The sequence below is a fragment of the Cellulomonas hominis genome, assembly GCF_014201095.1.
In the GTDB taxonomy this organism is placed as follows: domain Bacteria; phylum Actinomycetota; class Actinomycetes; order Actinomycetales; family Cellulomonadaceae; genus Cellulomonas; species Cellulomonas hominis.
This window is the reverse complement of record NZ_JACHDN010000001.1, coordinates 892,101-906,682: the sequence shown is the minus strand read 5'-3', so window position 1 is coordinate 906,682 and position 14,582 is coordinate 892,101. Positions and strand designations below refer to the sequence as shown.

Sequence of the window (14,582 nt, the reverse complement as noted above, 5' to 3'; positions counted from 1 at the left end):
GGCAGGGTGCTGACCTCTGCTGCAATCGGGGTAATTCGGGCCGCATCAGGAAGTCGCCGCCGCACGGGCTGCTCGGCGAGCCATCATGTACTCGTCATCCACCGACCCACGCGCGTCGTCGAGCGCGCGCCGTGCGAGCAAGGACACCGACGTGGCTCAGTACCAGAGCGCGACCTCGAAGGCCGAGGCCACTGCGCGCGCCTACCTCCTCGCCGGCCAGGAGGTCGAGCCGCTCGGACCGGGCAGCAAGGAGAAGAAGTCAGCGCTCGTCGCCCTGGGCTCCGCGGTGCATCTGGACCTGGCCGACGTCCCGGGGAAGGTGGAGTGCGGGCGGCTCGTCGCGGAGGCGGTCGGCGTGCTCTGGGACGAGACCTGCTTCTCGCGCGGCGACACCGTGACGCTCACCGGGCTGAACCGGCTGATCGACGCCGTGGCGCGCCGCCTGCTCGACACCCCCGGTGGACTCGACGCGCGCGCCTTCCACGAGCTGACTGTCGCGGCGACCGCAGCCGCCGACTCCATGCGGACCAAGGAGAAGCCAGTCATGTCGGAGAGTCTCAGCGAGGTCGAGCAGAACATCGCGGAGCGCCTCGTCGAGCTCAGCCTCCCCGGGCCTGCCGTGCCTGAGGGCGTCGACGTGCCCGCCGCGCGTGCTCACGTCGAGGAGATCGGGTTCGCCGACGGCAGCTGGCGGGTCCACGTCGCCAACGTGCAGGGATGGCTGCACCTCCCCGACCAGCTGGAGAGCAGCCACGGCGGCGCGTTCGATGCGTCGCTGGCCGAGGGTCTCGGGATCGACTACGGGAACCTCGGACGGCACGACACCACGCTGCTGGAGCGTCTCTCCGAGCGGCTCGAGCGAGCCATCACGCTCCGCGAGCAGTTCTACGAGCAGATGGAGGGTGCCCAGGAAGGCTCCGCGACGCTCACGAGCGCGACCCAGGCCTGGGTCGCTGCCTGGGAAGAGGTGGACGAGGAGGAGGAGGCCGAGGTCGGCGGCCCGATCGACGCGGCGGCGGACACATGGCCCATCGCCCAGTTCGTCCAGCGCGCCGTGACAGGCAAGCTCGACCTCAGCCCGTCGTACCAGCGCGCGGACGTCTGGCCGACGAGCGATGCCCAGCTGCTCATCGAGTCGGTGGTGCGCGGAATCCCCCTGCCGTCGGTAATCGTGCTGCAGCTGCAGGACGAGGAGCGCCGGATCAGCTACGAGGTGGTCGACGGGAAGCAGCGGCTGACGTCGATCCTCCGGTTCATCGGTCAGCACCCGCGGGCGCTCGAGATCGTCAGGGCGAAGGCCGTCGAGTGGGAGGTTCCGGATCTCCTCGAGACGTTCCGGACCGACTACCCAGCCTTCAAGAGGCTCTGGAAGAAGCACGAGCAGACCAGCCTCAACGCGGCGCTCGAGCGGCAGAGCTACTTCCCGTTCCCGCTGCGCGCCGGCGAGAACGTCAAGTCGCTGAGCGGCGACCTCGCGAAGCTGCGCGGCAAGTACTACTGCCAGATCCGGGAGGAGTACATCGACATCGTCGGCGAGCGGTGGGACCTCGCTTACGTGTTCGAGCAGCAGGCCGACTACCGCATCCCGGTGATCGTCTACAAGAAGGTCACGACGGAGCAGGTGCACGAGGTCTTCAGCCTGTACAACAAGCAGGGCAAGCACCTCAACGCCGAGGAGATCCGGAACGCCCTGTTCCACAACGTCGCGCTCATGAAGGCCCTGCTCGTCACCGCCGGTGACGCCGACGACGTCGAGGCCGTGGCTCCCTTCCTGCTGGAAGACTGGGACGACCTGTCGTCGACGAAGGGAGCCCTCGAGGGCTACGACTTCGGTCGAGCCGGCTACAAGCGGACGAAGCTCCTGTCGTGGGTGGCCGCGGTTCTTTTCGGCGCGAAGGGGACGGTCGGCACGAGGTCGACCGCCAGCACGATCAACGCCCTGCTCAAGCGCGTCCACGACACCAAGAGCGACCGGCTGCGCGACGTCGACGTTGTGCGGTCGGCGATGCTGCTGCTGGACCACGGCATCGACGCGCACGCCAGCACCGCCCCGGAGGCCTGGGCCGACAAGTTCCGGAACAGCACCGGCAAGGACGCATGGCAGGAGCTCCAGCTCGTCGCGAGCCTCATCGCGCTGAGCGCAGCACGAGCCGTTCTGGGCGACGAGCTCGAGGACAAGCTCGACGAGGTCGTCACCGAGCTGCAGAACGCCTCGGCGACCTGGATCCGGCCGTCGAAGACGCAGACCAGCGAGCAGTGGAAGTACATGGCGAAGGTGGTCGACGAGTTCCTCGGCGTGCTGGACGTGGACGTGGCCGAGGCTGACGACCGGCTGCGGGACGAGTTCGGGCACTCGGGTCTGGCCGAGCTCGTGAGCCGTCGCGCATGACGGAGCCGTTCGGCGGCGAGCGCCTGGTCCTGGCCGACGACGACACCAGTCCGGCGACGTGGTGGAGCGTCTACGTCGACGCCCTCGCCTCGTCGGGCATCGGGGCGGTCAGCCGCGCCGTGATCGAGGCGGACGCCGAGCACATCCTGCGGCACGGCATCCTGGGCGCGGGTGAGGCGGGCTCCGCCGCCTGGCCCGCCAGCAGGGTGCGTACGGGCGTCGTGATGGGCGCCGTGCAGTCCGGCAAGACGGCGTCGATGATGGCTGTCGTCGCCAGGGCGCTCGACGCGGGCGTCGACGCCATCGTGATCCTGGGCGGGACCCGGACGGCGCTCTGGGCCCAGACCTTCGAGCGGGTCGTCGAGCAGTTCGGCGCTATGCCGGAGCCGCACCTCCGGCGGCTGCTCGTCCCGCGGGAAGGCGCTCTTGGTGACGGCGACGCAGGAGTGGACGCGCGCTCGGCGTACCGCGTGACGAAGCAGCTCGCCCAGCGCGCGATCACGCGGCGCCGACCGATGGTCGCGGTCGTGATGAAGAACGTCGCGCACATCGCCGCGATGGCGGAGACCTTGCAGGAGGCCGTGTACCCCGCGGTCGAGGCGGAAGGCCGGCCGTTCCACCTGCTCGTCCTCGACGACGAGGCCGACGACTCGTCCGTGGTCGGGGGCCTGGACCCGGACGTGGTCCGGCAGGTGCCTCGGCGGATCCTCGACCTGTGGGAGTCCCGGCGTCGTCCGGGCGAGACCACGAATGCCCAGGTCTACGCGTCGTACGTGGCCTACACCGCGACACCGCAGGCCAACTTCCTCCAGGACCCCGGCAACCCGCTCTCGCCCCGGGACTTCGTGGCGAGCCTGCGAGCGCCGGGCGCGGAGGGAGATCCGGACATCCGGTCGTCGTCGTACCGCGTCCCCGAGGGCGCACCTGGCTGGTACACCGGCGGCGACGTGTACTACCGGCTCCTGGACGAGGTGCCGCTCTGCGTGCCGACTGACACCAGCACCGATGACTCATTGATCGACACGGTGCGCGGGTATCTCGTCGCGTCGGCGCTGCGTCTTCTCCGCGCTCCGGGCAGGCTGGGGCCGTCCGCGGCCCGTGCGGTCCGGCATGCGACTCGAGCGGAGGCGGCGGAAGCGGCGGTGAAGCCGATGTCGATGCTCGTGCACCCCTCGTCGGCGAAGGACCGGCACTTCGACGTCGCCGAACGCATCCTCGCGTGGTCGGACGGCTCCGAGGTCGAGCGCCAGCGTGCTGACGGCGCCCGCGCGCTGGGGCGCTCCGGCGTGGCGGAGGATCTGGAGACCAACAGGCCGGCCTGGATCCGTTGGCTCGAGGACTACCAGCGGTCCGCCGAGATCGCCCGCGAGGCTCTCGAGCTGCCTGCGGCTCCGACGGTGCCTCCCACCGACCAGTGGCCCGAGGTCGAGCGGCTGGTGCTGGACGAGATCGTGCCCGGGACCTCGGTCGCGGTGATCAACAGCGACGAGAACGCCGACGACCGCCCGCGGTTCGGGCCCGTGCTGGATGCGGACGGCATGTGGCGCTCCGCCCCCAATCTCTCGACCATCTTCGTCTCGGGCAACGTGATGTCTCGCGGGCTGACGCTCGAGGGGCTGACGACCACCTACTTCAGCCGGCGCAGCGACGAGCCCCTGGCCGACACCCAGATGCAGATGCAGCGCTGGTTCGGCTACCGCGGGAGCTACATCGACCTGTGCCGCGTGCTGCTCGGGGCCGACCAGCTCGACCTGTTCCGGCAGTACCACGAGAACGACGAGGCCCTCCGGCGCGACGTGCTCGCTGCGATGGGCGCCGGAGGCGGGCTGCCTTCCGTCACCGTCCTCCAGGGCAAGGCGTTCAAAGCCACCGGGAAGATCAGCAACCTCCGGTCCGTCCCCGTCTGGCCCGGGCCGAAGCCGTTCGTCCGACACGTGAACCCTGCTGGCGAGGACAAGCAGAACCAGGAGCTGATCGCAGGCCTCTTCTCGGAGGCGGTGCTGAAGGTGCCCAGCGCGACGGGTGATCGTGGGCTTCTGCTGGAGCGGCGGCTCGACCTCTACGAGACGGCCGACCTCCTCGACAGCCTCGTCTACGCGCACCACGGACCGGGGCAGACGGGCGCCGAGGCCGACCGGTGGCGATCGGTCGAGAACCACGCACGGCTCGACGAGCACGATCCGGCGTTCCCGCTCTTCAGAGCTCCCGCGGTCAAGGACGGTGTCGATCTCGGGCTCTCCTCTCCGTACGCGATCGCCGCGTACCTCCGGTTGTGGGCAGCGGCTCTCGACCGCGCCGTGCCCGGCATGGTGACCACCGACGAGTCGCCGCTCCTGTGGCGGCTGCTCGACCTCGACGTGAAGCGGGAGCAGCAGCCCACGTTCTCCGTCGGTGTGCGGTTCGGCGGCGGAGACCCGGTCGAGGGCGGGCCGCTGGCGGGGCTCCCGGCGGTGGTGCGGCCGATGCGCCGGGACGTAGACGGGACGACGCTCGCCAGCACCTGGGGCTCCCGCAACGTGACCGCCGACGGCATCCGCGGCGACGAGCACTTCGACTTCGTCGCTCGCGGTGAGGCGGTCCGCACCTCGCTCGACGGCTCGCGGCCGGCGGGCAGCGACGGCCTCGTCCTCTTCCACGTCGTCGAGATGGGGTCGACCGCGTCGGTCGCGGTCGGCGTCGTGCTGCCTCTCGGCGGCCCCGACCACGTCGAAGCGCAGCGGGGAGGCCTCGGTGTCTGACAGCACGTCTCCGTCCTACGAATGGCTGCGCGAGAAGATCGCCGGTATGCCCGCCGCGACGACGGGCGAGGCCAGGGACCTGGTCTGGGCGGACGGTGCGAGGACGCTCGGCGTCTCACGCGACGAGCACGGCCGGGTCGAGATCTTCCTCGTCGGCGACCCGCTGGTCCCGCGCGACAAGCTGGTGGCCGAGAACCTGGTCCACAACGTCTGGTCGACACGGAGCCGGAGCCAGCTTGCCGCCAGTCGTCTCGTGCTGCCGTCGACGCAGCACCTGGACGGGTTCGCGGCCTTCGTGTGCGCGGAGCTCGTCGAGAACGGGCTGGAGCGCGACCGCGACCGTGCGTTCGCCGCGTCGGAGCCCGTCATCGCGATGGCGCTGCGGCGCGCGGGCATCAGCGACCAGGCGCTCGTCGGCCTCGCGGGCGAGCTGTCGGTGCTCGCAGCGCTGACTGCCACCGCGGCGGATCCCGCCGCGATCGTGAAGTGCTGGGCCGGCAGCGTGCCCTCGTCGCGAGACTTCCAGCTGGGACCGGTGGGTGTCGAGGTCAAGACCACCACCGGGAGCCAGTCCGAGCATCACATCCAGGGCTTCCACCAGCTCGAGCTCGGCGCGTCTGTGGGCGGCGTACCCGAGACGCACCTCTTCCTGCTGAGCGTCGGCATCCGCTGGCAGGCAGTCGGGTCCCCGGGGCGCTCCATCCCCGACCTCGTGGATGCCGTCCTCGCCCGGCTGCCCGACTCCGACGCTGCCACGGCGTTCGTGGCCAAGGTGAAGCAGTACGGGGGAGACGCCTCGGTCGGCTACGACCACGCGGAGCACGCGCAGAGCGCCCGTTTCCGGCGGCCCTTCCAGGTGGTGTTCGAGCGCCTCTACGACCTCGCGGACGACCGGATCAAGCTGCTGCGATCTGAGCAGCTCGACGAGGCGAGGCACGTGGAGGCGGACTCGGTCTCGTTCCGGGTCCGCCTGCCGGCACGTGTGCAGGGCGACATCAATCCGACCGTGGGCATGCAGAAGATCGCGGCTCGACTCGTCGCCCTCGCCGACGTGTGACTTAGCAGCATCCGGGGCCCGGAGCGGCAGCGAACGCGCCGTCGTCCGGTCCGCGGCTGCGGTGGGCCGATCGAGTGAATGTCACGACGTGGTGCTCTCGGGCGGTCCATGGGACGTTCAGATCCCGGGGTGAATCGCCGATCCATCGGTCGACCATGTCGTGTTCGCGGGGGTGCGCACTTACGAGTCGCGCCCGTCGTAGCAGCGCACGGCGGCTCTCGACGATGAAGACGGCGTGCTCTGATGACGACGGTTCTGGTTCACCCCTCTCGCGGCCACAAGGACGGGCGCGAGAACCTCAAGCGCACTCTCGACGTGAAGATCCCGTTCAGGGAAGAGCCGTACGCCAGCGCGCTGACCACCCGGCACGCGCTGAGCTCGAAGCGCGCCACCCGGACGGGCTGGCCCACTTCTGGGGCACTTACCAGCACAACACGGCGAAGATCAACCGCGTGCACGAAGGTGACGTCGTCCTCTTCACCGGCCAGAACGAGGTCTGGGCCATCGGCGTCGTCGGCTACCGCTTCGAGAACGCGAGCCTTGCCGCCGCGATGTGGACGACGCACCCGGACAAGGGCACCTACCGGCACATCTACGCCGTGACCCAGTTCGAGCGGCTCAGCGTCCCGTACGCGGTCGTCAACCGGGCGCTCGGGTTGAAGGAGACGAACCACTTCCAGTCGATGGCGGTGTACGACGCGGAGCGTGCTCAGGCGGTGATCGACGTGCTGCACCTAGATCTGCCGGCACCGCACGGCAAGGACTACGCCGCGAAGGATCTGGCGCTCGCGCTCGCCCTCGAGGGCGACAAGAAGTCCACGAGCCCTTTCTTGGCGATCGAGCAGGTATACACAACGTCGACGAGCTACCAGGTGTCCCCCGGCGAGCGGGTGGTCCTCCGGGGGGAGGGGACATTGGTGCAGGCCTACGCCGCGACACTTCCCGGCAACGTCGCCGTCGGTCGACAGCCCACCCCCGCGGGGATGCCTGATCTGTGTCTCGACTTCGGCAGCCACACGGAGCTCATCGAGGCCAAGAGCTCCGCGGATCGAACTTATGTCCGCCAGGCGCTCGCGCAGCTCCTTCACTACGGCCCCGAGTTGGAACCGACGCCGGCTATTGCGGGCGCGCTCTTCCCGGAGCGGCCGACGCAGCCCGACATCGCGTACCTGCACCGGTACGGCATCGACTGCATCTACCGTGCCGGCACCGATCGGTACGTGCGACTCCCCGCTTCCAAGAAGGCACGAGCTCGACTTGTAGATCTGTGGAGCTAGGTCGGGCGTTTTCGCGCGTCGCTGTCCGACTCGGCCTCTAGTGTGCGTCACATCGGCAACAGGAGGTCTAGATGGTTGACGTCGCGGGCGATCACGACGACGCCGAGGTCGCAGAGGGATTCGCAGATCCCGCGGCGGACCTCGGGCAGGTGAACATCGCGGTGTTCGGGCCGACGGGTGCCGGGAAGTCGTCGCTCGTCAACGCGGTGTTCGGAGACGAGACAGCTCCGACCGGCGTCGGTGAGCCCGTCACCCAGTCCTTCACGGGATACGTGAACCCGACCGGGACGCTCTGCATCTGGGACGGGCGGGGGTACGAGACCGGCGAACGCAAGCCCCTTCGAGACCTTCGCAAGGAGCTCTCGCGCAAGGGCCGCGCGCGGATGGACGTCGCCTGGTTCGTGATCCGTGACCACCGGTTGGACGATGGGCGCAAGGAACTCATCCGCGAGCTGGCGGCGCTCGGGCTCCCGGTCATCGTGGTCGTCACCGGCCAGGACCGACGGCCCGGGGACGAGGTCGACCCGCGCGCCCTCCAGTTCGTCGAAGCAGTTCGGGCGATGGATCTTCCGATCGTCGACGGCGTTCCCGTCCTCACCTCAGCCGCGCCGCCCCCGTGGGGAGAGCAGCACGGACTGCTCGAGCTGTTGGAGCGCACTCGGCGGGTCGTCCCGGTCGCTCGTCGCGAAGCTCTCGAGGCAGCGCAGCGCATCGATCAGTCGACGAAGCGTCGGCTAGCTGTGATGTCCAGGGAGGTTGTCCCGCTTGGCGGCGGTGAGTCGGCCTGACAGGTGAAGGCCCCCAGTTGTGAAGTGGAGCTGTCGAGAACCGCTTCACACCCTGGAGGCCTTCGTGTCCCACGCTAACGCGACGCTGACTCCCAAGACCCGGCTCCGCTTGGCGCGCCTGGTCGTCGAGCAGGGCTGGACCTGCTCGAGCGCGGCGAAGATGTTCATGGTCAGTCCTCGAACCGCAGCGAAGTGGGCCGCTCGCTACCGGGCCGAGGGGCCAGCGGGGATGAGTGACCGCAGCTGCCGCCCGCACCGCAGCCCGAGCAGGACGCCCGAGCGCGTCAAGCGTCAGATCGTGGCGCTGCGCTGGCGTCACCGGCTCGGCCCGGTCCAGATCGCCGGTCGCCTGGGCATGCCGGCGTCCACGGTCCACGCGGTCCTGGTCCGCTGCCGGATCAACCGGCTGTCTCGGATCGACCGGGTCACCGGCGAGCCGCTGCGCCGCTACGAGCACGACCACCCCGGCGCGTTGATCCACGTCGATGTGACCAAGTTCGGCAACATCCCCGACGGCGGCGGCTGGCGCTATGTCGGCAAGCAGCAAGGTGACAAGAACAAGGCCGCCACCGCGGTGCGCACCGGCCGCACCAGCAAGGGCCACCCGAACATCGGCACCGCGTTCCTGCACACCGTGATCGATGACCACTCCCGCGTCGCCTACATCGAGATCCACGCCGACGAGAAGGCAACGACCGCGATCGGGGTCCTGCAACGCGCCACGGCCTGGTTCGCCGACCACGGCGTGATCGTCGAGCGCGTCCTGTCCGACAATGGCTCGGCCTACATGTCCCACGCCTGGCGCGAGGGCTGCGCAGACCTCGGGATCACCGCCAAGCGCACCCGCCCCTACCGGCCCCAGACCAACGGCAAGATCGAACGCTTCCACCGCACCCTGGCCGACGGGTGGGCCTACGCCCGGTTCTACGGCTCAGAAGACCAGCGCCGCGCGGCCCTTCCCGGCTGGCTGCACTTCTACAATCACCACCGCGCCCACTCCGCCATCGGCGGCCGGCCACCGATCACCCGACTGACCAACCTCCCTGGACATCACAGCTAGCCCGGACGTGGATCGCCGGAGCAGCGGTTTTATCCGGTGGCGTCGGGGCGGTTCCGCTGCCTGGCTCCGACGCCGTGGTCCTGGTCCCCGCCCAGCTCGCGCTGATGGCGAAGATCGCGACGCTCTACGGCATCCCGAAGGGTGAGGCGACGTCGGCCGCAGCGCTGATCACCGCGGGCGCCAAGCAGGGCGGTGTCCGGCTCGCGGCGTCGCTCGTCGGGCTAGTGCCCGGTCCGGGTCAGGTCATCAACGCGGCGGTCGCCTCGACGATCACGGCTGTCGCGGGCGAGAGCTGGCGATACGCGTGCGAGCAGGTCTTCGTCGGCAAGGTGGATCTGAGCCAGATGGACGCCGTGCGCTCGTTCGTCGCCACGTTCACCGACGGGTTGAGGAACCGCCGCGGAGAGGACCTCGCCTAGTCGGATGAGGCCGACCCTCGGGACAGGCTGCACCGCCGTCGCTTGACGGTGATCGCGCCCGTGCGCGATACGTGCGTGGGTCTGCCGCTCACGCCGCCGCCACGTCACTTCGACTACAGCACACTCACGTCAGAAGGATCTGGGTCCGCGGGGCGTCGCCGCTCCCGCACTCGTCTCTCGCCCGCGACTTCCGCCAGAAGTAGCCCCGCACCTCATCTCGCCACCGCGACTGCTCGCTGCTGCGGCCGGCGCGGGGGACCGTCTCGGCCGGGGAGGCGCGCGGGAGGAGGTCGCGGCCGTCGAGCACGAGGGCGACGCCTGGCGGGCGCACGTCGTCGAGTCGCTGGCCCGCGCGCTGACCTCGTGGTTCGACAGGGAGGACCTGTTCACGTACTCGCGGGCGGTCGACGACGTACCCGACAACCTGCGGGACTCGTGCGGGAGGTCGACCTGTACGGGTGCGGCCGGCGCCCGGGTGGGTGTCGGTGCTCGAGGGGATCCGGGTCGGGGTGCCGGCGCTGCGGGCAGCGACCGAGTGCCTGCGGCCGGACGTGGGGCGGGTGTCGGTGTCGGTGCTCGCGGCCGAGAAGGCCCCGGTGCGGACGCAGTACCAGCAGGCGATGGCGCGGCTGCTGGCGGAGCCGCTGACGTCGGGGGTGCTGCGGCGGCGGGAGGTGCTGCGGTGGCTGGACATCGTGGGGCTGCGGTTGTCGGAGGCTGCCGATCACCTCGCTACCGCGGCGATCAAGCGGGGGACGTGACGGCGTAGGTGCTTCGGCTGGGTGGGCGAGAGCGCCGGACCGTGGCTCGTGCGGCCCATAGGATGCCCGCGGTGAACCATCGGGAGGGGCGGCGGTGAGCAGCAGCATGGCGCACGACGGCGAGGGTGCCGTCGCCGCGGGGTCGGGGGGCATCCTCGCCGCGGGTGGGTACACCGTCGACATCGACGCGTTGCGGGCGACGGCCAACATGGTGCTAGGTCTGGCGGACCGCGTGGTCTCCGTCGGTGAGCGCCGCGCGATGCAGGCCGCCCAGGAGTACGGGTACTCGCTGCCGACCGCCGCGACCGGCTGGGCGCAGCGGTTCTCCTACCTCATCGACGGCCTCGCCAGCGAGATCGAGCACGCCGGCTTCGAGCTGCGCGGGACGGCCGACGCCTACACCGAGGTCGATATCGCGGTCGAGGCCCGGGCGCGCCAGCTCGGCTCGGCTCTCACCGGGTCCGTCGGATGACGGCGACCTCGCTCGGTGCGACGCTCGCCACCTGCTCCGACCCGACGGTCCTGGTCCCGGGCTCCGCCGCGGCGCTGCGGGGGGACGCGGATCTGCTCGAGCAGCAGTCCCGGGCTCTCGCCCAGCAGGCGGAGGACCTACGGGGCGCGCACCCGACGACGTGGACGGGCGACGCCGCGGATGGCTGGGCCGGTCGCCGCGAGCAGTTCGCGCAGACGCTCGACGCCGTGTCGCAGATCCACGCCGCGGCGGGGTCGACGCTCCTGCTGCACGCCCAGACGCTCGAGTGGGCTCAGGGCGTTGCCGGCACAGCCGTCCGGCTCTACCAGCGGGGCCGCGCGCTTCGTGAGGCCGAGGTCGGACCATCCGGCGCGATGCTCACGGGCCGCGGCGGCGTCGCGGCCGACTCCGGCTCCGGGTTGCGAGACCTTGCCGAGCGCACTCTCGATTCCGCGCAGGACGAGGTCGCCGCATCGGCTCGTGCGGCAGCGGCCGTGCTCGACGAGCTGTCCGCCGGGCTTCGCGACGGCCGGTGGCATCTCGGGGAGTTCGCTCAGGGGATGTGGTCCTGGGTCACGGGCATCACCGACATGCTGGTGAAGTTCAACAGCCTCCGGCTGTTGATCGACCCCGAGGGGCTGATGCGGGACGGCGCCGCGATGTGGCAGGGCGGCCTCGACACGTACGCGTCGTTGACCGAGGACCCGATCGGGACGTCGGAGCAGCTAGCGCAGCTCGACCTCCTCCGGGACCGGCCGGCGCAGTGGTGGGGTCAGCTCGCGCCAGACCTCGCGCTCACCGCTGCCGGAGGTGCCGGCGCCGCCTCACGTGCCCTGCGTGGGCTCTCTGCGGCCGAGGAGATCGCTGCGGGCGGTCGCGCGGCAGCGGCGACGGGCGGGCTGGCGGAGCGCCTGCACTGGACCATCCCGGATCCTGCGTATCGGGCGATAGAACCGGACTGGGGCGTCTCGTTCTTCAGCCGAGACATCGTGGAGTTCTACACCGGCAGCGAGTCCCGCCTGGGAAGCGGTCGTGGTGCGTTCTTCCACATGACCGCCGAGGACGCGATGCAGCTGCAGACGCCGCACGACGTCCTCCGCGGCACGGGCTTCGCCCCGAGCATCGAGGACGCCGTGATCGTCCGGCCCGCGCCCGACGGTCCGGAGGTGTTCGGGATCGCGTTCCCTCGCGAGGGCCTCGCGCCGCGAGTTCCTGAGCTCGTCGACGCGGCCGGGCACCCGCACTACCTCGAGGGCGGGCACACCGCACTCAAGATCGAGGATGCTCCGGGGCACCCGGGCACCGGTGGCTACCTGGTCAACCCGACTCGCGAGTTCGTGCTCGACGGTGCGCCACCGGTGCCCGACGGGAGCCTGCTCTTCCAGCTCGGACCCGACGGGACCTGGCTGCCGCTGAGGAGGTTCCCGTGACAGCGGGACCCCCGTGCAAGGTGTGCACGGCGCTGGCGCAGGCGGGGCGGCACGAGCCATTCCTCGTCGACGATCTCCAGAAGTGGCTGCGGATGTGGCGCTGTTCGAGGTGCGGGACGTTGTGGGTGGAAGGCAACGTGATCGCATCTCCGATCGGAGAGGACGAGGCCGACGCCGAGGCTCCCGGGTGGCGGGCGGAGGAACGCCGGCTCACCGGGACATCCGCGCCCACGCTTCTCCGGGAGTACGCGGACGGGCTCCTCGACGACCGGTCGTTCGCCATCGCGCTCCTGCACCACGATGTGCTCGGAGTCGACACCGACCCGGAAGATCGGTCCGACCTGGTGCTCTACAGCGACGCCGAGGCGGCACTCGCGGACCGGCGCGATGTCTCCGAACTGACCTGGGGTTCGGTCGCACGGCGTCTGCGGTGGGCGAGCGGTCGGCGGCGTGTCGTGATCGACCCCGCGTCGCCGTGGCGCTGTGATCCGGACGAGTACGTCGTGGAGTACCTCGACGCCAACGGGCGTCGTACCGAGACCGAGTCGGACAGACGCAGGGGGGACGCATGACGCGCGATGCCGCGATGACCGGGCCCGAGCTGGAGTCGCTGATCAGGCGCGGGATGCAGGGCGAGGCGGTCGACGTCTTCGGTGCCCTGCTGCGCTCCGAGCTCGTCGTGCCGAGCGGCGGCGCGGTGGGACCGAACTTCGAGGGCTTCGTCCCCGTGCTGTTCGACCGCGGGGAGATCCCGATGCTGGCGGTGTTCACCTCGCTCGAGCTCACGGCGAAGGTGTCGCACCAGGCGCGGTTCGCGCTGACGATGACCGGACGCGACCTGGTGCTGCGCATGCCCGGCGGCCACGGGCTCGTGGTCAACCCAGGTCACGAGGTCGGGTTCGAGCTGTTCCCCGACGCCGTGCAGGCGGTGGCCCTCCGCGCTCGGGAGGCCACGCCCGACCGATGAGTCCCGCGCCCCTGACCCCCGAGCAGTCCCGGAGGATCCGTCAGGCCCTCGCGCTGGCGACGCCGCCGGGCTGGGCGGCGATGGATCTGAAGGTCGTCTGCGTGGGGCCGGAGACTCGCAGCCGGCTCGCGGCCCGGATGCCCGACGGCAACGTCGTCGGCCTGGTCGTGGAAGGCGTCGTCGGCGGCGCAGTGGGCATCTTCACCTCCGGAGTCGTCGACGGCTTGCTGGAGAGCAGCTGGGACGTCGGCGCCGCGCTGGCGAACGGCGCGCGTGACGTCCTCGACAGCGGCAAGGCTGTCCTCGATCTCGCGGAGCAGGGGGCCGCCGCCGCGCGGAACGCCGCCGAGGCCGTCGGTGACGGCCTGTCCGACGCTTGGGAGTCGATCTTCGGATGATCAATCGCCCGTCTCACCACTCCGGTGCGGAGTCCAGCGCCCCGGACGCGGACACGGACCCGTGGCTCCGCGCTGCTCGACGGCGCGAGCTTCCCGTGATGATCGGGATCTGCGCCTTCGGTGCCCTGCTCGTCGTGCTCGGACGAACCGCGGTACCGCTGATCGTGCTGGGCCTGTGGATCGTCGGCGTCGGAGCGATCCTCCGGGCGGGTCGTGCTGTCCGGGACCGCCAGGAGCGGGGGGAGGGGCCGCGCGGGAGCATCGGCCTCGGCCGACTCGGCGACGAGAGTGCGACCGTCCTGCGCGAGCACCCCGCACATGGGCTGCTCACGGCCGGGATGACGGCGTGGCCCGGGGCCTTGTTCCTGGCCGCGGCCGGACTCGGTGCGGGCGGCGCGATGTCCTCGGGGTTGGCGGTCGTCGTCGGTCTCGTCGGACTCGGGTTCGTGGTCGCCGGGGCGCGTCAGGCCGTCCGCGTGCGGCGAGCCGGCGTCTGGCTGACTCCGACCCGCCTCACCGTGCGCGAGCGGGATCAGAGCTACCGGGTGGGGTGGGCGGACCTGGCCGCGGTGAGTGTGCCGTCGCGGCCGACCGACCTGGTGGTGGTCCTGGCGAGCGGGTCCGCGGCAGTGACCGTCTCGGGTCGCGAGCGCCGGCGGTTCCCGCGAGGGCCGCGGGGGGAGATCCCCATCCGCACCGAGGCGTCCGCCGTCGACGCCGCGGGCGTGGCCAGGGTGCTGCGCCACTTCGGCGACGGAGGGGAGACGACGACGCTGGGACAGGCGGGGAGCGACGAGCTGGTCGCCCGCCTCGCCCGGACGTGAGC

The 14,582-nt window shown here is 70.8% G+C and carries 14 protein-coding genes; all 14 read left to right on the top strand.

Features of this window, described 5'->3' with window-relative positions; translation table 11 throughout:
• Positions 1 to 151: 151 nt before the first annotated feature.
• The 14 genes from HNR08_RS04210 to HNR08_RS04145 all read left to right on the top strand — a co-directional run bounded on the left by HNR08_RS04210 (position 152) and on the right by HNR08_RS04145 (position 14,580).
• Entirely contained in the window at positions 152 to 2,389 is a 2,238-nt protein-coding gene (locus HNR08_RS04210; protein WP_146838667.1) for a DUF262 domain-containing protein, read from the top strand.
• On the top strand, positions 2,386 to 5,127 hold the full coding sequence (locus tag HNR08_RS04205) for a Z1 domain-containing protein (RefSeq protein WP_146838669.1): 2,742 nt from the start codon (positions 2,386 to 2,388) through the stop codon (positions 5,125 to 5,127). The genes HNR08_RS04210 and HNR08_RS04205 overlap by 4 nt, the downstream gene beginning before the upstream one ends.
• Complete coding sequence (locus HNR08_RS04200) at positions 5,120 to 6,184, top strand: PD-(D/E)XK motif protein (RefSeq protein WP_146838671.1); 1,065 nt, start codon at positions 5,120 to 5,122, stop codon at positions 6,182 to 6,184. Before HNR08_RS04205 ends, HNR08_RS04200 begins: the two co-directional genes overlap by 8 nt.
• A 452-nt stretch (positions 6,185 to 6,636) precedes the next feature.
• The gene (locus tag HNR08_RS04195; protein ID WP_146838673.1) at positions 6,637 to 7,461 is read left to right on the top strand and encodes a hypothetical protein; all 825 of its coding nucleotides are present in this window, start codon (positions 6,637 to 6,639) and stop codon (positions 7,459 to 7,461) included.
• Between the two features lie 71 nt (positions 7,462 to 7,532).
• Positions 7,533 to 8,249, top strand: coding sequence for a GTPase family protein (locus tag HNR08_RS04190; protein WP_146838675.1), 717 nt, complete (start codon positions 7,533 to 7,535; stop codon positions 8,247 to 8,249).
• Between the two features lie 64 nt (positions 8,250 to 8,313).
• Positions 8,314 to 9,309 carry an IS481 family transposase gene (locus HNR08_RS04185; RefSeq protein ID WP_183834795.1) on the top strand — a complete coding sequence of 332 codons (996 nt, stop codon included), beginning with the start codon at positions 8,314 to 8,316 and terminating at the stop codon, positions 9,307 to 9,309.
• Positions 9,310 to 9,383: 74 nt separating this feature from the next.
• The gene (locus HNR08_RS04180; protein WP_146835380.1) at positions 9,384 to 9,728 is read left to right on the top strand and encodes a hypothetical protein; all 345 of its coding nucleotides are present in this window, start codon (positions 9,384 to 9,386) and stop codon (positions 9,726 to 9,728) included.
• A 485-nt stretch (positions 9,729 to 10,213) separates the two neighbouring features.
• Positions 10,214 to 10,489, top strand: coding sequence for a hypothetical protein (locus HNR08_RS21240; protein ID WP_146835383.1), 276 nt, complete (start codon positions 10,214 to 10,216; stop codon positions 10,487 to 10,489).
• Between the two features lie 94 nt (positions 10,490 to 10,583).
• Positions 10,584 to 10,961 carry a hypothetical protein gene (locus tag HNR08_RS04170; RefSeq protein WP_146835386.1) on the top strand — a complete coding sequence of 126 codons (378 nt, stop codon included), beginning with the start codon at positions 10,584 to 10,586 and terminating at the stop codon, positions 10,959 to 10,961.
• Complete coding sequence (locus HNR08_RS04165; RefSeq protein WP_146835388.1) at positions 10,958 to 12,391, top strand: WXG100 family type VII secretion target; 1,434 nt, start codon at positions 10,958 to 10,960, stop codon at positions 12,389 to 12,391. The genes HNR08_RS04170 and HNR08_RS04165 overlap by 4 nt, the downstream gene beginning before the upstream one ends.
• Positions 12,388 to 12,963, top strand: coding sequence for a hypothetical protein (locus HNR08_RS04160; RefSeq protein ID WP_146835391.1), 576 nt, complete (start codon positions 12,388 to 12,390; stop codon positions 12,961 to 12,963). Before HNR08_RS04165 ends, HNR08_RS04160 begins: the two co-directional genes overlap by 4 nt.
• On the top strand, positions 12,960 to 13,358 hold the full coding sequence (locus HNR08_RS04155; RefSeq protein WP_146835394.1) for an SseB family protein: 399 nt from the start codon (positions 12,960 to 12,962) through the stop codon (positions 13,356 to 13,358). Before HNR08_RS04160 ends, HNR08_RS04155 begins: the two co-directional genes overlap by 4 nt.
• Entirely contained in the window at positions 13,355 to 13,756 is a 402-nt protein-coding gene (locus HNR08_RS04150) for a hypothetical protein (protein WP_146835397.1), read from the top strand. Before HNR08_RS04155 ends, HNR08_RS04150 begins: the two co-directional genes overlap by 4 nt.
• 98 nt (positions 13,757 to 13,854) lie before the next feature.
• Positions 13,855 to 14,580, top strand: coding sequence for a hypothetical protein (locus tag HNR08_RS04145; protein ID WP_146835399.1), 726 nt, complete (start codon positions 13,855 to 13,857; stop codon positions 14,578 to 14,580).
• The last annotated feature ends 2 nt before the right edge of the window (positions 14,581 to 14,582 follow it).